Origin of the sequence: Eikenella sp. NML99-0057, assembly GCF_001648535.1 — a bacterium.
In the GTDB taxonomy this organism is placed as follows: domain Bacteria; phylum Pseudomonadota; class Gammaproteobacteria; order Burkholderiales; family Neisseriaceae; genus Eikenella; species Eikenella exigua.
On the sequence record NZ_LXST01000006.1, the window covers coordinates 81,474 to 103,459 of the forward strand.

The 21,986-nt window shown below is 56.8% G+C and carries 19 protein-coding genes and 1 tRNA gene; 4 read left to right on the forward strand and 16 right to left on the reverse strand.

Annotation, left to right across the window (positions count from 1 at the left end; all coding sequences use genetic code 11):
• Positions 1-41 precede the first annotated feature (41 nt).
• Complete coding sequence (locus A7Q03_RS07600; RefSeq protein ID WP_067448723.1) at positions 42-1,286, forward strand: NAD(P)/FAD-dependent oxidoreductase; 1,245 nt, start codon at positions 42-44, stop codon at positions 1,284-1,286.
• A gap of 301 nt (positions 1,287-1,587) precedes the next feature.
• Here the strand turns inward: A7Q03_RS07600 and A7Q03_RS07605 are convergent, their stop codons facing one another.
• From A7Q03_RS07605 to ndk, 14 genes are all read right to left on the reverse strand, one after another.
• Entirely contained in the window at positions 1,588-3,003 is a 1,416-nt protein-coding gene (locus A7Q03_RS07605) for an OmpP1/FadL family transporter (protein WP_067448725.1), read from the reverse strand.
• A gap of 376 nt (positions 3,004-3,379) precedes the next feature.
• Positions 3,380-3,456: transfer RNA gene (locus A7Q03_RS07610), tRNA-Met, on the reverse strand.
• Between the two features lie 250 nt (positions 3,457-3,706).
• On the reverse strand, positions 3,707-4,291 hold the full coding sequence (gene rnhB / locus A7Q03_RS07615; RefSeq protein ID WP_067448727.1) for a ribonuclease HII: 585 nt from the start codon (positions 4,289-4,291) through the stop codon (positions 3,707-3,709).
• The gene (lpxB, locus tag A7Q03_RS07620) at positions 4,288-5,445 is read right to left on the reverse strand and encodes a lipid-A-disaccharide synthase (protein WP_067448730.1); all 1,158 of its coding nucleotides are present in this window, start codon (positions 5,443-5,445) and stop codon (positions 4,288-4,290) included. Before lpxB ends, rnhB begins: the two co-directional genes overlap by 4 nt.
• Before the next feature lie 195 nt (positions 5,446-5,640).
• Positions 5,641-6,285, reverse strand: a complete 645-nt coding sequence (pyrE, locus tag A7Q03_RS07625) for an orotate phosphoribosyltransferase (RefSeq protein WP_067448731.1) — start codon at positions 6,283-6,285, stop codon at positions 5,641-5,643.
• A 135-nt stretch (positions 6,286-6,420) separates the two neighbouring features.
• The gene (locus A7Q03_RS07630; protein WP_067448733.1) at positions 6,421-8,331 is read right to left on the reverse strand and encodes an acyltransferase family protein; all 1,911 of its coding nucleotides are present in this window, start codon (positions 8,329-8,331) and stop codon (positions 6,421-6,423) included.
• Between the two features lie 126 nt (positions 8,332-8,457).
• On the reverse strand, positions 8,458-10,269 hold the full coding sequence (gene typA / locus A7Q03_RS07635) for a translational GTPase TypA (RefSeq protein ID WP_067448953.1): 1,812 nt from the start codon (positions 10,267-10,269) through the stop codon (positions 8,458-8,460).
• 99 nt (positions 10,270-10,368) lie between these two features.
• Positions 10,369-10,788 carry a hypothetical protein gene (locus A7Q03_RS07640; protein ID WP_067448735.1) on the reverse strand — a complete coding sequence of 140 codons (420 nt, stop codon included), beginning with the start codon at positions 10,786-10,788 and terminating at the stop codon, positions 10,369-10,371.
• A gap of 93 nt (positions 10,789-10,881) precedes the next feature.
• Positions 10,882-11,277, reverse strand: a complete 396-nt coding sequence (locus A7Q03_RS07645) for a hypothetical protein (RefSeq protein WP_067440095.1) — start codon at positions 11,275-11,277, stop codon at positions 10,882-10,884.
• A 299-nt stretch (positions 11,278-11,576) separates the two neighbouring features.
• Positions 11,577-12,854: a flavodoxin-dependent (E)-4-hydroxy-3-methylbut-2-enyl-diphosphate synthase gene (ispG, locus tag A7Q03_RS07650; protein ID WP_067440094.1), complete on the reverse strand. Its 1,278-nt coding sequence runs from the start codon at positions 12,852-12,854 to the stop codon at positions 11,577-11,579.
• Positions 12,855-12,866: 12 nt separating this feature from the next.
• Complete coding sequence (locus A7Q03_RS07655; RefSeq protein WP_067448737.1) at positions 12,867-13,757, reverse strand: RodZ domain-containing protein; 891 nt, start codon at positions 13,755-13,757, stop codon at positions 12,867-12,869.
• The gene (gene pilW / locus A7Q03_RS07660) at positions 13,754-14,527 is read right to left on the reverse strand and encodes a type IV pilus biogenesis/stability protein PilW (RefSeq protein ID WP_082880724.1); all 774 of its coding nucleotides are present in this window, start codon (positions 14,525-14,527) and stop codon (positions 13,754-13,756) included. The genes A7Q03_RS07655 and pilW overlap by 4 nt, the downstream gene beginning before the upstream one ends.
• Before the next feature lie 5 nt (positions 14,528-14,532).
• Positions 14,533-15,624: a 23S rRNA (adenine(2503)-C(2))-methyltransferase RlmN gene (rlmN, locus tag A7Q03_RS07665; RefSeq protein ID WP_067440088.1), complete on the reverse strand. Its 1,092-nt coding sequence runs from the start codon at positions 15,622-15,624 to the stop codon at positions 14,533-14,535.
• Positions 15,625-15,750: 126 nt separating this feature from the next.
• Positions 15,751-16,176 (reverse strand): nucleoside-diphosphate kinase, encoded by a 426-nt coding sequence (ndk, locus tag A7Q03_RS07670; protein WP_067448739.1) that lies wholly within the window; start codon positions 16,174-16,176, stop codon positions 15,751-15,753.
• Between ndk and A7Q03_RS10240 the strand changes: the two genes are divergently transcribed.
• Positions 16,169-16,363, forward strand: a complete 195-nt coding sequence (locus A7Q03_RS10240) for a hypothetical protein (RefSeq protein ID WP_151086444.1) — start codon at positions 16,169-16,171, stop codon at positions 16,361-16,363. The two genes, ndk and A7Q03_RS10240, sit on opposite strands and share 8 nt — an antisense overlap.
• Before the next feature lie 57 nt (positions 16,364-16,420).
• Here the strand turns inward: A7Q03_RS10240 and A7Q03_RS07675 are convergent, their stop codons facing one another.
• Positions 16,421-17,233: a sulfite exporter TauE/SafE family protein gene (locus A7Q03_RS07675; RefSeq protein WP_067448741.1), complete on the reverse strand. Its 813-nt coding sequence runs from the start codon at positions 17,231-17,233 to the stop codon at positions 16,421-16,423.
• Positions 17,234-17,376: 143 nt separating this feature from the next.
• Positions 17,377-18,165, reverse strand: coding sequence for a CDP-diacylglycerol--serine O-phosphatidyltransferase (gene pssA, locus A7Q03_RS07680; RefSeq protein WP_067448743.1), 789 nt, complete (start codon positions 18,163-18,165; stop codon positions 17,377-17,379).
• Positions 18,166-18,404: 239 nt separating this feature from the next.
• Here pssA and lpdA point away from each other — a divergent pair, with 239 nt between their 5' ends.
• Both lpdA and A7Q03_RS07690 read left to right on the forward strand, forming a co-directional pair.
• Positions 18,405-20,207, forward strand: coding sequence for a dihydrolipoyl dehydrogenase (gene lpdA / locus A7Q03_RS07685; RefSeq protein ID WP_067448745.1), 1,803 nt, complete (start codon positions 18,405-18,407; stop codon positions 20,205-20,207).
• A gap of 363 nt (positions 20,208-20,570) precedes the next feature.
• Positions 20,571-21,599, forward strand: a complete 1,029-nt coding sequence (locus A7Q03_RS07690) for an ACP S-malonyltransferase (RefSeq protein ID WP_067448747.1) — start codon at positions 20,571-20,573, stop codon at positions 21,597-21,599.
• Positions 21,600-21,986 lie beyond the last annotated feature (387 nt).

The following is a 21,986-nucleotide window of genomic DNA, read 5'->3' on the forward strand; positions in this document are numbered from 1 at the left end:
GCTACCTGAAACCCACACCCCCATCCTTAAGGAGACCAAACATGTCCCAATCCTGCGATATCGCCATCATCGGCGCCGGCCCCTCCGGCGCAGTCGCCGCCGCCCTGCTGCTCAAACACGGCTTTTCCGTGTGCGTGCTCGAAAAGCAGCATTTCCCCCGCTTCGTAATCGGCGAAAGCCTGTTGCCGCACTGCATGGAATTCATCGAAGAAGCCGGCTTCCTGCCCGCCGTAGAGGCCGAGCCCAGCTTCCAGTTTAAAAACGGTGCCGCCTTCACTTGGGGCAGCCGCTACACCTATTTCGATTTCACCGACAAATTCAGCCCCGGCCCCGGCACCACCTACCAAGTTCGCCGCGGAATCTTCGATAAAATCCTAATCGACGAAGCCGCCAAACAAGGCGCGGATGTGCGCTTCGGCCACGCCGTTACCGCCTTCGACAACAGCGGCGACACCGCCCGCCTCAGCGTGGAAACCGACAACGGCGAAGCCTACGAACTCACCGCCCGCTTCGTACTCGACGCCAGCGGCTACGGGCGCGTCCTTCCCCGCCTGCTCGACCTCGACACCCCGTCCTACCTGCCCATGCGCGAAGCCCACTTCACCCACATCGACGACAACATCGCCGACCCTGATTTCGACCGCAGCAAAATCCTCATCTCCACCCACTCGGTGCACCGCGACGTATGGCTCTGGCTCATCCCCTTCGGCGACAACCGCTGCTCCATCGGCGTGGTCGGCCTGCCCGAACGCTTCGCCGGCCTGGGCGATTCTGAAGCCATCCTGCGCCGCTACGCCGCCGAAATCCCCATGCTCGCGCGCATTTTGGGCAACGCCCAATGGGAAAACGACTTCCCCTTCCGCCACATCAAAGGCTATTCCGCCAACGTTAAAACCCTGTACGGCCGCCACTTCGCCCTCTTGGGCAACGCCGCCGAATTCCTCGACCCCGTCTTCTCCTCCGGCGTCACCATCGCCATGCACTCGGCCAAACTCGCCGCCGACCTGCTCGCCCGCCAGCTCAAAGGCCAAGAAGCAGACTGGCAGCGCGAATTCGCCGAACCGCTGATGACGGGCGTAAACGCCTTCCGCACCTATGTGAACGGCTGGTATGACGGCAGCTTCCAAGACGCCATCTACGCCCCCAACCGCAACCCCGAAATCAGCCTCATGATCAGCGCCATCCTCGCCGGTTACGCCTGGGATGGCAGCAACCCCTACGTGGGAAAATCTGAACGCTGCCTCCAAGCCCTGGCCGCAACCGTGGGCGTGCAGCAGTGCGGATAAGCGGGTGAGCTTTCAGATAGCCTCCAAGCTCGTCTGAAAGGCTACCTGAAAGTCCGCAAACTGGTATTTATGCTCGACAAAACTTAGGCGGTATCACCATACAGCCGTTTTAGGTTCCAGCTCATTTTTCAGGTAGCCTCTTGCCTGCCTCGGCATCATTGGCAAGCATCATTTGAGGCTACCTGAAAGCATTGGCTTCAGCACAAACTAAAACACAAAAGCAGCCTGCACTTGCTACCCAGCAAAGTGCAGGCTGCTTTTTGGTATTTTCAGGTAACCTTTTCCGTTGCCACTAATCTAATCAGAATTTATAGGTGTACTGCAAGCCTAATATATGGGAGTGGCTTCTGAATTTGGCCGAACCGTGGGTGCGGCTGGACACGCAGGCTTGCGAGCCGGGGCCGGAGGCTGTGCCGCCGCACCAGCCGTTTACGTTGGCAGAGGTGTTTTTCACGTGCACATAGCTGTAGGCGAGGTTGAGGCTGTGCTGCTGATTGATGTCGTATTTGCCGCCGAAGGAGAGCCAGAGGCGGTCGGCATCGGGCAGGGTGCTCATGCGGGTGTTGGCGCCGCGTACGGGGGATTGGTCGTAGGCGATGCCGAAGCGCAGTTGCAGGGGGTCGGTGATTTGGTAAGACGCGCCGAGGGAGAGCTTATAGGTGTTGCGCCATTGGGGGGTGAGGATAGTTTGGTTGCTGCGGGCAAGGCCGCCGGTTTGGGGGTTGGCCACGGTTTTGGTGTTGCCGAAATTCAGCTCGGCACGGTTGAAGCGGGAGTGGCGCGTCCAAGTGGCGTCGCTATAGAGCGACCAGCGCGATGTGAGTTTGTACATACCGTGCAGGGAGAAGGATTCGGGGGTAACGATGCGTACGTTGGCTGCTTCGGATTCGGCGTAACCATTGGCGCGGAGGGCGTTGGAAAGTGCGCCGCCCATCGGGGTTTGGAAGGCTGCGCCCACCAGTTTCCATTCGGCATCGCCGCGCAGGTTGTGGCTGACTTTGGAGCGGTAGTTTGCGCCCAAGCGCAGGGAATCATTCACGTCCCACAGCCAGGCTAGGTTGTAGCCGAAGCCCCAATCGCTGCCTTCCACGCTGGCGTAGCCGTCGGCAAAGCCGTTACGGCGCAGCGGAGGGAAAGCGCCGAAGTTGGCATATTGGCGCAGCTTGGCGGTGGTGTGTTGTGCGACGAGGCCGAGGGCGATGGAGTGCTGGTCGTTGATTTTATAGGCAACGGTGGGCTGGATGGCGATGGTTTTCACGCTCAACTCGTTCAGGTTGTAGCGCAAAACAGCATCATGTTGGTATTCGGTGCCGGAGCCGAAGGGAACGTACATGCCCAAGCCGAGGGCAACGTTATCGTTTAGGCGGTGCGACAAATAAAAATGTGGCGCAACCACTATGCTCTTCGGGCGGATGTTGCCGGAAGTGGCGCCTTGCACGGGTTGGTTGGTGCCGGGGTAGTAGGCTTCGGCATCGCTGTATTTCACGCTGGGAGCAACAAGGTTTACGTTGATGCTGACCTGCGTACCTTCGAGTTTGGTGAGGCCGGCCGGGTTGTGGAATAAAGTAGAAGGATCGGCGGCTTCGGCGGAGGAGGAATTGGCCGTGGATTGGCTGCTCACGGACTGGGTACCGAAATGGTAGCCGGAAGCCCAGGCTTGGGTGGAGAAGGCGGCGGCCAGCAACAAGGCGAGGCGGGAGAAATGGCGGGTTATCATGATGTATTCGGTTAAAGAAATAAGATGTTTGTCGATTAACAGGCAAGTTTTCAGGTAGCCTTAATGAAAGAGGCTACCTGAAACGTTACGCCATACAGCTAAACATCTGCATCCGTTGCGGCTTGCTGCCCCGCATACATAATAATGAAGCTGTTTGGCTATTAACGTTGAATAACTATTCTACACGAAACTTCGTGCAGAAATAAAACTCAGCGGCCAAAACAGTACGGGTCTATAATGTTAGAATTGGTAACTTTCCAACAGATTGCCAGAGCTCAACGAAATTTCGCCACATCGTTTTACTTTCTAGGCAGGTGAAGGCATAAAATTGCCGGAATGCAAAAACCTCCCGGCGATTTGCCGGGAGGTTTGAATTTGGTTGCGGGGGCAGGATTTGAACCTACGACCTTCGGGTTATGAGCCCGACGAGCTACCATGCTGCTCCACCCCGCGTTAGGGAAAGTTGACTATACGCGCCTTGGCGGAGCTTGTCAAGTTTGTGCACCACATAAAGGCTATTGGCCTGCATTGTTTGATTAATTTTGTTTGCGCAATTTGGCTGTTCTGCCCAGCAGGCTACCTGAAAGCGATGTCTTGGCGAAGCCAAGGCTGCGCTTCTGCGAAGCTAAAGCGCAAGCTTCAACGAAGCTAAAGTGATGGTTTGACGAAGCTAAAGCTGAGTTTCTGCGGGTGCAAACCTGATTCATTCAAACAGCCGCCCCTGCGCCAAAATTTCCCGCACCGGAGCAAAGCTGCGGCGGTGTTCGGGCAGGGCGCCGTGGCGCTGCAGGGCGGCGAGGTGTTCGGCGGTGCCGTAGCCTTTGTGCCGTTCGAAGCCGTATTGCGGATAATGCTCGGCCAGGGCATACATTTCCTCGTCGCGCGCGGTTTTGGCCAGCACGGAGGCGGCGGAAATCTGGATGATTTTGCTGTCGCCTTTCACCACAGCTTCGGCCTCGCAGCCCAAATCTGTTGGCACGCGGTTGCCGTCTATCCACGCTTTTTCAGGTAGCCTTTCCAGCCCGTGCACGGCGCGGCGCATCGCCAGCATGGTGGCGTGCAGGATGTTGAGCCGGTCGATTTCCTTCACCGAGGCGGCGGCCACGCACCAGGCCAATGCCTGCTGTTTAATCAACACCGCCAATTCGTCGCGGCGGCGTTCGCTCAGTTTTTTCGAGTCGGTAAGCCCCGGCAAATCGTATTCGTCCGGCAGCACCACGGCGGCGGCAAACACGCTGCCGACCAGTGGCCCGCGCCCGGCCTCGTCCACGCCGGCCTGCCAAATCATGGGTTTGCCCCTGCGGCGGCCAGCACTGCCGTTGCAGCTTCGGCGGCAGTGTCTTTGCGTAATAAATGGTGCAGCTCGGTGAAGTCCTGCTGCAGCGCGGCGGTTTTCTCCGGCGAGCGATACCAATCCAGCAGCGCGGCGGCCAGCTTTTCCGGCTCGGCATCGTGCTGCAGCAGCTCTGGCACGGCGGCGTGGCCGAGCAGCACGTTGGGCAGCCCCACATGGGGCACTTTGATTTTGTGCTTCACCAGCGCATAGGTGAGCGGCGAGATTTTGTAGCTGATTACCATCGGCCGCTTGCACAGCGCCACTTCCAGCGTGGCCGTGCCGCTGGTGACTAACACCACATCCGCCGCCGTGCAGGCTTGCGCCGTGCCGCCCGGGAGCAGTTGCAAGGGCAGGCGGCAATACGGCTCGGCGGCGAGCAGACTTTGCAGGCGCGTGCGGGTGGCTTCGGTGGCGTAGGGCAGCAGGAACTGCGCCTCGGGAATTTGTTGCCGCACCAGCTGAGCGGCTTGCAGAAACAGCGGTGCCATATAGTCGATTTCGCTCACTCGGCTGCCAGGCAGCAGGGCGAATACGGGCTGTTTTTCAGGTAGCCCCAACTCGCGGCGTGCGGCGGCGCGGTCGGCTTCCAAAGGCAGGGTTTGCGCCAACGGGTGTCCCACAAATCGCGCCCGCCCGCCGGCTTGCCGGTATAGCTCCGGCTCCATCGGAAACAGGCACAGCACTTCATCTGCCTGCTGCACGATTTTATGCACCCGCTCGCGCCGCCACGCCCACACCGAAGGGCTCACATAATGCAGCGTGGGGATGCCCGCGGCTTTGAGCACGGCAGCCACGCCCAGGTTGAAATCCGGCGCGTCGATGCCCAGGAACACATCTGGCCGCAGCCGTTTCATTTCGGCAATCAAGCCTTTGCGGATGCGCCAAATCGCCGGCAGATTTTTCAGCACTTCCACATAGCCGCGCACCGCCAGCGTTTCTTGGTCGAACAGGCTCTCCAGCCCAGCCGCCTGCTGCATACGCGGGCCGCCGATGCCGGTAAACCGTGCCTGCGGGCAGCGCGCGCGGATGGCCTCAATCAGGTGTGCGCCGAGCAAGTCGCCCGAAGCTTCGCCGGCACACAGGGCAATAAGGGGGGAAGTGTTCATGGTGGGAACGGCTGGAAAATGAAGATGCGGTATTGTACCGAATAATGCGGCTGCGGGCGGCTGGAACGTTGAAGGCTACCTGAAAATTTTAGCTTCGCAGGAATTTTAATTTGGCTGCGCCAGAGTCTCGTTTTAACTACGTTGAAGCTGGCGCTTTAGCTTCGCCAAGACATCGCTTTCAGGTAGCCTTTATTCTTAATCCGCCACCCCGTAGCGGTCGCGGTAGGCCTGCACTGGCTCGAGGTATTGCCGGAACTGCGCATCGTCTTGCAAGAGTGCGAGCAAATCGGCCAGGCTGGCAATCGGCACCACCGGCAGCCCGTATTGTTGACGTACTTCTTGTACCGCCGACTGACTGCCCGTGCCTTTTTCCATGCGGTCGAGCGCAATTGCCACCCCGGCCGGCGTGGCGCCCGCTTGCTCAATCAGGCGCACCGATTCACGCACCGAAGTGCCGGCGGAAATCACATCGTCAATAATCAACACCCGCCCGGCCAGCGGCGCACCCACCAGCGTGCCGCCTTCGCCGTGGTCTTTGGCTTCCTTGCGGTTGTAGGCAAAAGGCACATTGCGCCCCGCTTCGGCCAGCATCATCGCCGTGGCCGAAGCCAGCACGATGCCTTTATAAGCCGGGCCGAACAGCATATCGAACTCCACCCCGCTCTCGAGAATCGAACGCACATAAAACCGCGCCAGCGCAAGGGTGGAGGCGCCATCGTTAAACAGCCCGGCGTTGAAAAAATAGGGCGACAGCCTCCCGGCCTTGGTAACAACCTCGCCAAAGCGCAATACATCCTGCTCCAGCGCAAAGCGCAGGAAATCCTGCCGAAAATCGCTCATGATGCCTTCCCTGAAATCAAGCATTGGAAACGGTGGCATTATAGCCGATTCTGCGGCACTCTTCTGCTGATATGAAAAGGCTACCTGAAACCGATGGGCAGATTTCAAGTAGCCTTTTGGTAGAGCAGAATCGCGCTATTGATGGTTTACCGGTTGTTGATCAGCTGGTTTATCAGGCATCGGCTGCAATAAGCGGCGGCCGGAAGCGATAAAGCGTTTGCCCATTTGTTCCGAGCCGTATGGGTTGAAATGCTCACTATCAACATAGATGGGCAGGCCATCAACGGTAAAGTCTGAAGGAACCAAATCAGTAAAATCTATCCAGTGTACTTGGGGATATTTGCGGACAATCTCGTAAATGGTTTGGTTGGCTGCTTCCGAGTCTTGACGGATAAATTGCTGCCGTTCGGTTAGCTGCTGGAACAGGCCGATAGATTGCAAATACCTTTTACGGAGAATGCCTGCTCCGGCATTAGGATTGTCTTTCAATACATAAACAGTCTTCTGCCGGTTAAGCAGAAATTGTAGGGTTTTCTCGAAATTTTTCGGAAAATCAGGCTGCTCTAACCGTTGTTGCCAGCGGTTAGACAAAATTACTACTTGATATTTATCTAAATCCTGTTCCACTCGATGGCGCATGGCCAAACACCGCTCGCGCCATTCTGGCCGTTCTAAGTTTTTATGTACTGTAGTGGTGTTGTATAGGAAAGCACAGCTACCAGCAGATACGACATATGCTGCCCAACCTTCATGCCTGCCTACTACTTCATAGAAAGTGTTGTAGTGCGCGGTATGTGAATCGCCAACAGCCAGGACGGTTACCGGTTTGTTGCGGTCGCCTTTAACGCAATCATTATTTTCTCCGTCATTACAGATACCAGTATGCCAACCCAACTCTTGTTTTTCCGGAGTGTGGCGAAGCTGCTTATCGTAAGCTGAACGCCCTGCATTCACCCCAATCCCCAGCGCGAAATAAACCGCCATCACGCTGGCAAACTCCTTGCCAGACAGTTTTTTGCTGTGCCGAATCGGATTCTCAATCAAGCGGTATGATACCCACGAAGCCAATACCACGCCGGCCATTGACACCAATACCACATCCAACGGCAATACGCTGTCCATATATGCATAACGCAGCAGCGCCAACACCGGCCAGTGCCACAGATACAGCGGATAGGAAATCAGGCCGACGGCCACCATCGGCTTCCAAGCAAGCAGTTGGTTGAAACGGCTGCCGTTGCCGGCGGCAATCAGCCAGGCAGCAGCGCTGCATACGGCCAAGCGCTCAACATAGCCTTTGCCAGGCAGGAAGCCGTCGGGCAAACACAAACAAACCAGCATAACAATAGCGGCCAACCACGCAGTTGGGTTTAGGCTTTTGCCCGGGGTTTTACAGCGAGCCGGCACCACGGCAGCCAGCGAACCGATTAGTAATTCGTATGCGCGCACTTGCGGCAGGTAGTAGGCATCTGCCTCATAAGGCACCAAGCCGGAGAGCAGGCTGGCGGCAATCATGGCGATAACAGCGTGCACGGTGTATTTGGGCAGATATTTGTGCACCAGCCACATCAAGAGAGGGAAAACAAAATAGAACTGCTCTTCCAAGGAAAGCGACCAGATGTGCAGCAGCGGTTTTTCGGCGGAAGCAATATCAAAATAGCCTCCGCTTTTGGCAAAAAACAGGTTGGCACCGAAAAACAGCGAGGAGCGCAGCGAACGCAAATAGTTAAAAAAATCGTCCGGCATCAGCAGCCATGCGCCCACGGCCGTGCAGGCGGCGAGCACAAACAAGAAGGCGGGCAAAATGCGTTTGGCACGGCGCTGGTAGAAATTGAGCAGCGAAAAGCGTTGCCCGGTTAGCTCCTTGTGGATGATGGAGGTAATCAAATAGCCGGAGATAACGAAGAATATATCCACGCCGAGAAAGCCACCGGGGAGTAGCTTGGCATGAATATGAAACAGGATAACGGCAATCACGGCCACAGCGCGTAGACCGTCGATATCGGCTCGGTAGGAAAGGCTGCTGTTGGAGGCGGGGAGGCTCATGTTGGTGGATATGGCTGAAAGGTTGGGTTGGAATAAAGGCTACCTGAAAGATGGCGGAGATGTTCAGCTTCGTTTTCAGGTAGCCTGTTACCGGATTTTAAGCGGCCTGAGGCTTTTCAGGTAGCCTTAGTCCAATTTTTTAAAGTGGCGGCGACGTTCCAGTTCGCTCAGGTAGCGTTTGCGCAGGCGGATGGATTTGGGGGTGATTTCCACCAGCTCATCGTCGTCGATAAATTCCACTGCGCTTTCCAGCGTGAGCTTAATCGGCGTGGTGAGGCGCACGGCTTCGTCGGTGCCGCTGGCGCGCACGTTGGTGAGCTTTTTGCCTTTGAGCGGATTCACCACCAAATCGTTGTCGCGGCTGTGGATGCCGATAATCATGCCTTCGTAGATTTTGTCGTTGGGCGACACGAACATGCGGCCGCGTTCTTCCAAGTTCCACAGGGCATAAGCCACGGCTTCTCCTTGCTCTTGGGAAACCAGCACGCCGTTGTGGCGGCCGGGTATATCGGGCTTCACGGGGGCGTAGTCGTCGAACACATGGCTCATCAGGCCGACGCCGCGCGTGAGGGTCATGAATTCGCCTTGGAAGCCGATGAGGCCGCGTGCGGGAATGTGGTATTCGAGGCGGGTGCGGCCATGGCCGTCGCTTTCCATATTGGTGAGCTCGCCGCGGCGGCGGCCGAGTTCTTCCATCACCGCGCCTTGGTTTTCGTCGGGCACGTCCACAGTCAGATTTTCATACGGCTCGCATTTTTGGCCGTTGATGTCGCGGTATACCACGCGCGGTTTGCCCACAGCCAGCTCGTAGCCTTCGCGACGCATGTTTTCCAGCAGGATGGTGAGGTGCAGTTCGCCACGGCCGGACACGCGGAATACGTCGGCATCGGCAGTGTCTTCCACGCGCAGGGCCACGTTGGTGAGCAGTTCGCGTTGCAGGCGGTCGCGGATTTGGCGGCTGGTAACGAATTTGCCCTCAGTGCCGGCCAGCGGGCTGGTGTTTACCATGAAGTCCATGGTGAGGGTAGGCTCGTCCACGCTCAGCATTGGCACGCCGATGGGGTTGTCTTTGTCGCAAATGGTTACGCCGATGCCGATTTCGTCGATGCCGGAAATCAGCACGATGTCGCCTGCTTCGGCTTCCTGCAGTGGCACGCGTTCCAGCCCGCTGAAACCGAGCAGCTGGTTGATGCGGCCTTGGGCGATTTGTTTGTCGTGGTTCATTACGGCCACGGTTTGGCCGGGGCGGATTTTGCCGTTGAGGATGCGGCCGATACCGAGTCGGCCGGTGTAGTTGTCGTAGTCGAGCTGGGAGATTTGCAGCTGCAGCGGCGCAGCGGCGCTACCTGAAGGCGGGGGAGTGTATTTGAGGATGGTGTCGAACAGCGGGCGCATATCGCTGCTCTCGTCTTCTTCGTTCAGCTTGGCGAAGCCGGAGAGGCCGGAAGCATAGACGATAGGGAAATCGAGCTGCTCTTCGCTGGCGCCAAGGTTGTCGAACAAATCAAAGGTTTGGTCGATCACCCAGCTGGCGCGGGCGGTGGGCTTATCGATTTTGTTGATCACCACGATGGGTTTCAAGCCCAGCGCGAGGGCTTTTTTGGTGACGAAGCGGGTTTGCGGCATCGGGCCTTCTTGCGCGTCCACCAACAGCAGCACGCAATCCACCATGCCGAGCACGCGTTCTACTTCGCCGCCGAAGTCGGCGTGTCCGGGGGTATCGACGATGTTGATGTGGTAGCCTTCGTATTCGATGGCGGTGTTTTTGGCGAGGATGGTGATGCCGCGTTCTTTTTCAAGGTCGTTGCTGTCCATCACACGCTCGTCCACATGCTGGTTGGCGCGGAAGGTGCCGGATTGGCGCAGAAGTTGGTCTACGAGTGTGGTTTTGCCATGATCGACGTGGGCGATGATGGCGATGTTGCGGATGTTTTTCATGAGGTTGTCTGCTGCCTTGTAATCGGATCGGAAATAGAAAAAACCGTGCATTATAGCACGGCGGGGCAAGGGACTTCAGGCCGCCTTTGGGTTGGCCGTTTATTGTTTGGCGGCAAGCACATTCATGCAGGAGCGGTATTCTTCTGCGCCGATGCGTTCGGCGATGCGGTTTTTGGTATCGGCATCGAGCGAAGTTTTTGAATCGGCAGGTACACCACGGGCGCGTTGGGCTTTGCTGACGACCATACTGATGGTACCGTGCACCAGCCTGCGGGATTCGTCACTTTGGGCGGCGGGCGCATACTTCTGGCGCAGGCGGGCTTCAGTGTCGGCAGGCTTTTCGCCTTCCAGCCGTGCCAGGACGGCATCGTGGGAGACGGCTGCCGTGAGTTTGCAGTAGCTTTCCACGTTGGTTACTGATTGCAGCTGCGCTTCGCCCGCAGCTTGGGCGGGCGGTTTGGCGCAGGCAGCTGCGGTGAGCAGGGCGGTGAGGCAGAGGGCGGTTTTCCATGTTTGCATGGTATTTTCCTTGATTTCTATGGTTTATGGGATTGCCCTTCTCAGGCTGCCTTTTCGGTTTTCAGGTAGCCTGATTAGGATTTGAATTGCGGGTTAGTCGATAAACTGCCGCAACATGCTCACTGCCAAATGGCTGAACTGGCGGTATTTATCGGTTTTTTCGATTTTGTCTTTATCGAGCCCGATTTCGATAATAACGCCGGCTTTGTTGCCGTAGAGCACGGTGTTTTCAATTTCGTAGGCGCTGTGGGTTTTGCCTTTGCTATCGGGCGTGGGCACGATGAAGGCCTGCAGCATTTCGCCGCTGGCCAGATTTTGCAGGATCAGGCTTTTCTTCACGTTTTCGGCCACATCACCACTAACATATTGGAAGGGGTTGGTGGCCACATCGGTTACGCCGCGATAGGAGTAGATGTAAACCTTGTGTTCGAGTTTGGGGTTGTTGAGCAGATAGAGTTTGAGCAGAAGCTGACGAAGGTCGGCGGCCATGATGTTTCCCTTTGTGTGCCCGCTATAGCTGCGGTTGGTGGGCATTATAGCCAATCTGCGGAGCAAGCTCTACATGGGCAAGTGATAGCCGAAGCATATTTTATAGTGAATTAAAATAAGAACGCTACTGCGTGGCTCGCCTTGTCCTATTCTCATTTTTATCCACTATACATATGGCGGATTAGCTGAATTTTCGCTACGACGTTTCAGGTAGCTTGCAACGATGCAGCTGAGGCTGCTTGAAAATAAAAAACCTTTGCCAATCAAGGCAAAAGTTTCGTTTTCGTACGCCAATCCGGCTAAGCTTGGCGGATAGGGATGATTTTGGCGGCTTGGCTGAGGCGTTTTTTGCCGCCTTCGCCGTAGTTTTCAGCCACGTAGGTTTCCACAATCTGCAAAAACTCAGCAGCCATCTTGTCGCCCTTAAGCGTTACTTTGCGCTCTCCATCCACATACACGGGGGCAACCGGGGTTTCGCCGGTGCCGGGTAGGCTGATGCCGATATCGGCCAGTTTGCTTTCGCCAGGGCCGTTGACCACGCAACCCATCACGGCCACGTTCAGGCTTTCCACGCCGGGATATTTGTGTTTCCACACCGGCATCTGCATCCGCAGGTGCAGCTGGATATCGCGCGCCAGCTCTTGGAATACGGTGCTGGTGGTGCGGCCGCAGCCCGGGCAAGCGGTTACCATCGGTGTGAAAGAGCGCAATCCCATAGTTTGTAGGATTTCTTGCGCCACAATCACTTCCTGCGTGCGCGAACTGCCTGGCTCGGGGGTGAGCGAGATGCGGATGGTGTCGCCGATGCCTTCTTGCAGCAATACAGACAGCGCGGCAGTAGAAGCCACGATGCCTTTGCTGCCCATGCCGGCTTCGGTAAGCCCCAGATGCAGCGGATAGGCGCAGCGGCTGCCCAAATCGCGATACACCTGAATCAGATCCTGCACGGCACTGACTTTGCACGACAGGATGATTTTGTTTTCAGGTAGCCCCAAATCCACGGCTTTTTGTGCGGATTCCAGCGCAGAAAGCACCAGTACTTCTTTCATCACGGCTTCGGGCGGCTGCGGCTCGGGGCGGCTGCGGTTGGCATCCATCAGGCGTTTGGCTAGGCTTTGGTCGAGGCTGCCCCAGTTCACGCCGATGCGTACAGCTTTGCCGTTTTCGGCAGCAGTGCGGATGAGGAAGGCGAATTTCTCATCGCCTTTCGTGCCTTTGCCCACGTTGCCAGGATTGATGCGGTATTTGGCCAAGGCCTTGCCGCATTCGGGAAATTCGGCCAAGAGGCGTTCGCCATTGAAGTGGAAATCACCGATGAGCGGGGTGGGGCAGCCCATGTCGTCGAGCCGGCTGCGGATTTCGGCCACTTTGGCAGCGGCCTGCGGGTTGTTTACCGTAATCCGCACCATTTCCGAGCCGGCTTCGCTAAGTTCTTTTACCTGTAAGGCGGTGGCTTCGGCGTCGGCGGTGTCGGTGTTGGTCATTGACTGCACCACCACCGGCGAGCCGGAACCGACGGTGATGTGTTCAATTTCTACCTGATGCGTGCGCCGGCGGGAAGGAAGGGTTGTGTTCATAAACAGGTATGGTTATTGGGCGGCATCATCTTGGCCGCCGGCAGTGAAGGCGGCGGTTTTTTGGTCGACCATGTGCTCGGCCACATTGATGTCGCGACCGCTGTAGCTGGCTAAGCTGTTTTTGGCAAAGCCGATGCGTACGCGGTAGGGGCCGTTACCGGAGAAGCGGTGTTCGCTGCCGGCAGGCACGATTTTGCTTACCAGCATTTGGCCGTCTTTATCGGTTACGGTGAGGAAAGAGCGGAAGCGCAGTTTGAGCACCAATTCGCCCTGAGCCGATTGGATGCCTGCAGCAGCGGCCGGTGCAGAAGCAGGGTTTTCTACCGGCTGCGGCTGGCTACCTGAAACCGCCGGCAGGGAGGCAGCAGGCGTGGAGGCTTCTTGCAGCGGCAACACCTGCACATTGCTGCTGTCTAAGTTGGGCGGCAGGATTTGGTTTTCCGGAATGCTGGTTTGGGCATTCTGTTTTTGGTGTTCGGTATTGGACTTCATCTGCCACAACACTACCACGCCCACAATCGCGGCAGTGGCGGCCACGCCGAAAATCCAGCGCGGAAATGGCTTTTTAATCAGAGCGTTGTGGTAGGTCATCTTCACGTTGCCGTCTTCTTTGGCAGCAGGGCTTTGGAATTGGCTGGGGGTAATTATCTGCTCCAGATAGTTGTTTAATACGGTTTCATCCAAATTCAGGTAGCGTCCGTAGCTGCGCAGAAAGCCGCGCACAAACACGGGCTCAGGCAATTTGCTGAAATCGGCGTTTTCCAACGCCTCCACCTGGCGGGCGGGCAGTTTCAGGTGTTCCGACACATCGCCAAGCGACAGCTGTTGCTGTTCGCGGTTGTGGCGCAACAATTTGCCCAGTTCTTCAGCAGCGGCCAGCTGGGGGGTTGAGATCTCGGTCATTGGGGTCTTCCTGTGGTAATTTCTTGAAGTTCTGGCGAATACGGATAGTTGGTGCGCAGCTGCGCTTCGTATTCGTAGGCAGCCTGGGTTTGGCCGCGGGCGCGGGCAATCTTCCAGCCCAGCAGCAGATCGTCGGCACCTAGCCGGTCTACCTTACTTTGATATTGGCGGAACTGGCGGTCGGCCTCGCCCAAATTGCCTTCGAGCATGCGCACGCGTGCCATTTCTTTTTGCGCGGGGGCGAAACTCGGGTCGGCGGCTTGGGAGCGTTCCAGATAGGCCATGGCCAGGTTGTATTGCCCCAGGCGGGCGCTACAGATGCCTTTGTTCATGTAGGCTACCTGCGGGCTGGGATAAGTAGGGTCGGCCAGGGCGCGGTCGAAATAAGCCAAGGCCTGGTTTGCACGGCTGCCGGAGTTGCACAAAAACCAACCGTAGTTGTTGTTGATTTCCGCACTGTCGGGCTTGATAGACAGGGCGCGTTGGAAACTTTCTTCCGCTTTCTCCGGCACTTTCAGATATTGATAAATTTCAGCACGCACCAGCCAGGCGTTTTCGTTGCGTGGCTGAGCCTGTAGGGCTTCTTCAATCGCAGACACGGCGGCACGGTAGTCGCGCGAATTCATATATTCGATGGCAAGCTGGGTTTTGATGGCGGCAATTTCCTCTGGCCGGTTGCGCACTTCTTTGTTGCCGGTGTGGATAGTGATGCCGCCGCAGCCGGCGAGCAAAGCGAATGCCGTCAGGGAGGCAACTAAATTTTTTCTCATGATAATCAACCTTTTGCAACTTGTAATTGCAGCCATTTTTGTTGGCGGCGAGTTTTGTCCTGCACCTGTCCGGCCAGTTGGCCGCAGGCCGCATCGATGTCGTCGCCACGCGTTTTGCGCACGGTAACCACTAAACCGGCCTGATACAGGATGTCACGGAATACGCGGATATTTTCATCGCTGGAGCGGTTGTAGCCGGAATTGGGGAAGGGGTTAAACGGAATTAGATTGAATTTGCAGGGAACGTCTTTAACCAATTCCAACAGCTCGCGGGCGTGTTCGGGTTTGTCGTTTACGCCGTCGAGCATAACATATTCGAAGGTAACGAAGTCGCGCGGGGCTTTAACCAGATAGCGCTGGCAGGCAACCATCAACTCTTTGAGCGGATATTTTTTGTTTAGCGGCACGATTTCGTTGCGGATGGCGTCGTTTGGGGCGTGCAGAGATACAGCCAGCGCCACTGGCATGTCTTCTTTGAGCCTGTCCATTTGCGGCACCATGCCGGAGGTGGACACGGTAACGCGGCGGCGACTTAGAGCGTAGCCGTGATCATCCAGCATGATGGAGAGCGCGGTAACCACATTATCGTAGTTGGCCAGCGGCTCACCCATGCCCATCATCACCACGTTGGAAATCACTCGTTCGTCTTTGGGGGTGGCGCCCAGTGCTTTGTTTGCCCACCATAATTGGCCGATGATTTCGGCAGTGGAGAGGTTGCGGTTGAAGCCTTGGCGGCCGGTGGAGCAGAAAGTGCATTCCAGTGCACAGCCTACCTGCGAAGAAACGCACAACGTGCCACGGTCGGTTTCGGGGATGAACACGGTTTCCACGCCGTTACCGGTGCCCACATCCAACAGCCATTTACGCGTGCCGTCGCGGCTTTCCTGCGCGGCCATCAGCGCGGGCACGCCCACTTGCGCACTCTCGTTGAGCTTGGCGCGCAGCGATTTGGCCAGGTCGGTCATTTCATCGAAATCGCCGGCTGCGCCTTGGTGCATCCAGCGCATCACTTGGCGGGCGCGGAAGGGTTTTTCCCCCATTTGGGCGAAATGGGCGGTGAGGCCGGCGATGTCGTAGTTGAGCAGGTTGGTTTTCATATGAGCGCCGCAAATCGGCTGGTTGTGTTCTTGGGTTTTATGATTTATATATAAAGGCTTAAAGGCTACCTGAAAACTGCGTTTCAACACGTTTGAAACTTTCAGGTAGCCTGCAGCTTGGCCGGTTTAACGCGGGCAGATTTCCTGCTCGCTGAAAAAATAGGCCACTTCGATGGCGGCATTGGCCAAGCTGTCGGAACCGTGCACGGCGTTTGCATCGATAGAGGAAGCGAAATCGGCACGGATGGTGCCGGGAGCGGCTTCTTTCGGATTGGTAGCGCCCATCAACTCGCGGTTTTTGGCCACTGCGTTTTCGCCCTCCAATACCTGTACCACCACCGGGCCGCTAGTCATGAATTTCACCAAATCGGCAAAAAACAGGCGCTCTTTGTGTATGGCATAGAAGCCCTCGGCTTCCTCGCGGGTGAGGTGCTTCATTTTGGCGGCTACAATTTTCAGGCCGTTGCTTTCAAAGCGGCTGTAGATTTTGCCAATGACGTTTTTGGCCACGGCATCGGGTTTGATAATGGAAAGGGTGCGTTCAGTGGCCATTTGGTTCTCCAATCTAATTCGCTATCAACATATCGGCCGCATTGGATTTTTCATCCTACCCAAAGGCGTGCGGCTGGCGGATGGCATTTTAGCAAGTTTTCCGCGCGATTGCTTGTTTGGATACGGATTTTTGCATTTGTCGGCTTTGGTCTCGCATGCGCGGCTTGAAGGCTACCTGAAAGCGTAAGCTTCAGCGAAGTTAAAAACATACCGGCAGATTCTGTAGGGGTGAAAACATTTGGCCCTACGCCCCATGCAACAACTTCCACAGCATCTGGCTACCAATCACTACCATCAGCGCCCCAAATACCCGCTTCAAGCCGGCAGGCGGCAGGCGGTGTGCCGCTCTCACGCCCAAGGGTGCAAACAGCACCGTGCACACCCCCAACACCACGATGCACGGCACATACCAAAAACCCACTGCACCCGCAGGCAGCCCCGGTACATTCCAGCCAGAAAGCAGATAGCCTAGCGCCCCCGCTACCGCAATCGGCCAAGCCAGCACGCTGGAAGTGGCCACTGCCTGATGCACCGGCATGCGGCAATACATCATAAACGGCACCGACAACGACCCGCCGCCGATACCAACCCAGCTGGAAAGCAGCCCAAACAACCCGCCAATCCCCGCCTGCATCCGACTGCTTGGCAGCTTGGCCGCCGGTTTCGGATTGAGCTGGAATAGGTTTTTTGCCGCCATCGAATAGCAAAACACGATGAACAACACCTGCAGGCCGAAGGTGGGAATCCGGTTCGACACCAGCGAGCCCAGCAGGCTGCCCGCCGCCAGCCCGGGCGCCATACGCCGCACAAATTCCCAGCGCACCGCCCCCTGTTTCTGCTGCGCCAGTGCGCTGGAAAAGGTGGTAAACACAATCACTGCCATCGACGTACCCACCGCCAAATGCTGGCCGTGCTCGCCTGTAATGCCCTGCCTGCCCAGCACCCACAGCACAATCGGCACGATAATCATCCCTCCACCAATGCCCAGCAACCCGGCCAAAAACCCCGCCGCCGCGCCCACTGCCGCCAGCGGCAGCAACACTTCCATGCTCCACATTGTCTTGTCTCCACTATAAAAACCGCTGCCGGAAAGCAAATCGGCAGCGGCATTTCATATTTGAATTTTCAGGTAGCCTTTAGCCGTCCAGACCAATCTGGTTTGGCACTGGCCTATCCCTAAATTCAGGCTGTTGCCACTTTTCAGGTAGCCTCTGGTTCTTTTTCCGCTTCCTGTTGCTCTTTCTGCTTGCGGCTGCGCTGCCAAAACCACATCACATAGCCCGATAGGCTGTAGGCCAAAAACAGCAGAAACAGCACCAACGAAGGCTCCCAAGTAATTACCAAAAAGCCGATCACTGCCAAGAGCAGCCCGAAAAACGGCACCTTGCGCCGCACATTGATTTCCTTAAAGCTCCAAAACCGTACCTGCGCCACCATCGAAAGCCCGGCAAACAGTGTGATGATCAAGCACCACCAACGCGCCAGCGGTAGGCTGCCCAGGCTATGATCCATCCACACCAGCCCAATCACCAAGGCTGCTGCCGTCGGGCTTGGAATGCCGATAAACCAGCGTTTGTCCACCTTACCGATTAAAGTGTTGAACAAGGCCAGGCGCAAGGCCGCACAGGCGCAATAGACGAAGGCCACCGAATAGCCGATGCGTCCGAACTCGAAAAGCTGCCACTTATAGGCAATCAGCGCGGGCGCCACGCCGAAGCTCACCATATCGGCCAGGCTGTCGAGCTGTTCGCCGAACGCGCTCTGGCTGTTGGTCCAGCGCGCCACACGGCCATCCATGCCGTCGAGCAGCATCGACACAAACACCGCCACCGCCGCTGTGTCGTAGTGGCCGTGCATGGATTGGGTGATGGCGAAAAACGCGCAAAATAAGGCCGCCAGTGTAAACGAATTGGGCAGTAGGTAGATGCTGTTTTGGCGGAAGGCTTCGCGGCGGCTGGCGGGCTGTTCGGGGGAGCGTGGCTGGGTCATTTGAGGCTACCTGAAAACTTGATAATTAGGAACCTATTATATACCTATCCCGACATCGCTGCGCCTGCAGCAGAAAAACCTGCACCGATAAAGCTGCGGGGAAGACAGCGAAGTGCGTTATAATTCACTCTGTTGAACAATTAATCGGACAATACCGAAAACTTGGCAACATTGCGGGTTTCCATTTTTCAGGTAGCCCTTTGTGAATTAATCCAACACTCAAAATGAGGCGCAACACAATGAGCTTGATCGAATTGAAAGTACCCGACATCGGCGGGCACGAAAATGTAGACATCATCGCCGTAGAAATCAAAGCAGGCGACACCATCGCTATAGACGACACCTTGATTACGCTGGAAACCGACAAAGCCACCATGGACGTGCCGGCCGAAGCCGCAGGCGTGGTGAAAGAAGTGAAAGTGAAAGTGGGCGACAAAATCTCCGAAGGCGGTGTAATTGCCGTGATCGAAGCCGCCGGTGCGGCTGCTGCCGCCGAAGCACCGAAAGCTGCCGCCGCTCCGGCGCCGGAAGCTCCCAAAGCCGCTGCGCCCGCACCGCAAGCGGCACAGTTTGCCGGTTCTGCCGATGCCGAATACGACGTGGTGGTATTGGGCGGCGGCCCGGGCGGCTATTCCGCTGCCTTTGCCGCAGCCGACGAAGGCCTGAAAACCGCCATCATCGAGCAATACAGCACCTTGGGCGGCGTGTGCCTGAACGTGGGCTGTATCCCGTCTAAAGCACTGCTGCACAACGCAGCCGTGATTGACGAAGTGAAACACTTGGTGAAAAACGGCATCAAATTCGGCGAACCCGAAATCAATGTAGACGAACTGCGCGGCTACAAAGAAAAAGTGATCGCCAAACTCACCGGCGGCTTGGCAGGCATGGCCAAAGCCCGCAAAGTGGACGTTATCCAAGGTAACGGCCAATTCGTGGGCGCGAACCACATTGAAGTGTCGCTCACCGAATCCACCCAATACGAACAAGCCACCACAACCGGCGCGAAAAAAACCGTTGCCTTCAAAAACTGCATTATCGCCGTGGGCAGCCGTGTGGTGAAACTGCCCTTCATCCCTGAAGATCCGCGCATTGTGGACAGCACCGGCGCGCTGGAACTGCGCCAAAACGGCGGCAAACTGCCTGAAAAAATGCTGGTCATCGGCGGTGGCATCATCGGCTTGGAAATGGGCACTGTGTACAGCACACTGGGCGCACGCCTGGATGTAGTTGAAATGATGGACGGCCTGATGCAGGGCGCCGACCGCGACTTGGTAAAAGTGTGGGAGAAAATAAACGCCCACCGCTTCGACAACATCATGACCAACACCAAAACTGTGGCCGTGGAAGCCAAACCCGACGGCATCTACGTAACCTTTGAAGGCGAAAAAGCGCCGAAAGAGCCGCAACGCTATGATTTGGTATTGGTGGCTGCCGGCCGTGCGCCGAACGGCAAACTTTGCTCTGCCGAAAAAGCCGGCGTGGCCGTTACCGAACGCGGCTTCATCGAAGTGGACAAACAAATGCGCACCAACGCGCCGCACATCTACGCCATTGGCGACGTGATCGGCCAGCCCATGTTGGCACACAAAGCCGTGCACGAAGGCCACGTGGCAGCGGAAAACTGCGCCGGCCACAAAGCCTACTTCGACGCACGCGTGATTCCGGGCGTGGCCTACACCGACCCCGAAGTGGCTTGGGTGGGCGTTACCGAAGAAATCGCCAAACGCGACGGCATCAAAATCACCAAAGCTGTATTCCCGTGGGCTGCCAGCGGCCGCGCCATCGCCAATGGCCGTGACGAAGGCTTCACCAAGCTGATTTTCGATGCCGAAAGCGGCCTGATTATCGGCGGCAGCATCGTCGGCACCCACGCCGGCGACATGATCGGCGAAATCTGCTTGGCCATCGAAATGGGCTGCGATGCAACCGACATCGGCAAAACCATCCACCCGCACCCGACCTTGGGCGAAAGCATCGGTATGGCAGCGGAAGTAGCCAACGGCACTTGCACCGACTTGCCGCCGCAACGTAAAAAGAAATAAGTGTTTGACAGCTTAAACGCTGAATAGAAAAGGCTACCTGAAACTGTATTTAGCAGTTTTCAGGTAGCCTTTTAGTATGGCAGAGGCTAACTGAAAGCACCGTTTCAATGGAGAGGGTTTATTGCTTGGCAGAACCAAAGCTACACAGAAACTTCGCTTTAGCTATGCCAAGACATGGTTTTCAGGTGGCCTTCCCCGCATCCTATCCTTTCTCTCTACAAATAGCCCGATGTTTGACCTAACACAGCACCCGTTGCCACAGCAGCCCGTATAGTTATCGTAAACAGTTCATCCGCCAGCATTGATTGACATCTTGCGGACGGCATAGGTCGTCTGAAATCCATCACTTACGGGAGCAACATCATGGCTACACAAAACCGCCTGCTTGAACAACTGCATAACGAACCCTTCGCCCTCTGCTTTTCCGGGCAGGGTTTTGATTGGATTAGCACTTTGCGCGAGGCTTTGGCTGACGGGGCGCGGGACAAGGCAAACGAAGTGGCCGCCGCTGCCGCCCAAATCTTGAAGCCTGTGGCCGGGCAGATTGCCGCCGCCCGCCCGCAGGGTTTCGAGCCAATAAAATGGGCGGAAAACGGCGCGGACGGCATCGATTTGGTGCGTGCCGCCGTGAGCGCGCCCGGCATTTTCCTGTCGCAAATCGCCAATCTGCACACGCTGGAAACGCGCGGCTTGGACAGCGGCAAGGCGGCGGGCGTTATCGGGCATTCGCAGGGCATACTCGGGCGTTCTCTGATACGCGAGCCGCAGCATGCCGCCAAACTGCTGGCTTTGGCCGAATTGATTGGCGCGGCAGCCACGCTGCAAGGGCGCGCAACGGGTATGTATCTGCACGACGACTTGCATCCGATGGTGATGGTGCAGGGCGTGAGCCGCGGGCAGCTTGCCGCCGTGATTGACAAACTGTTCCCCGCAGATTCGGCCGACTGCCCGTGTATCGGCCTGCAGAACAGCGCGGACGGTTTTGTCGTCAGCGGCAAACCCGAATCGGTGGCGCGCGTGTGCGGCGTGTTGTCGGACACGGTTAAAGACGAAAACGGCCAAACGCCCGAAAACCTGCTGTGGCGGCTGGACGTGGAAGTCGGCTTCCACCACCCCGCCATGCTGCCCGCCGTGGCGCAAGTGGCCGAATGGGCGGCCGCCTGCGGTTTGGACGTGGAGCAGGCGCGCGGCATCGCGCACAATATCCTGATGGATCCGGTGGACTGGGTGGCCGAATGCCGCAGCATGGCCGCGCTGGGCGTGCGGCGGATTTTGGAAATTGGCCCCTCCGGCGGCGTGGCCATGCTGACACAGGCGGTGCTGGACGGGAAAGAGATTGAAGTGCTGGATGTTTCCGGCGCGGAAGGTAAGGCGGCGTTGTTTGGCGGATAACGGCGGTCTCTGATTTTTGAAACTGCGGCTGCCGTGAAGTTAAGAAAAGGCTACCTGAAAACGAACGAAGTGAGTTTTAACTTCGTTGAAGCTCACGCTTTCAGGTAGCCTTTATTGATAGGGCGTTTGAATGGCAGCTTGCCGAAAACGAAGCTTCAACGAAGTTGAAAAGCAGCCTGCACATTGGTTTGTTTTAGGTGGGCGGATGGTTTAGGGATTGATGGGTAGGCCGTATTGGTATTTGAGGCCGTCTGAAAAGTGGCAGCTTCAAAAGTAAATTTGAAAACGGCAAACCGTCAATCAACCCACCGCGTGCGTGTGTGCCGCAAACACCCTACACGTTGGCTTTGAAGTTTCGCGTGATTCCCAGGTAGGGTGTGTGGCACA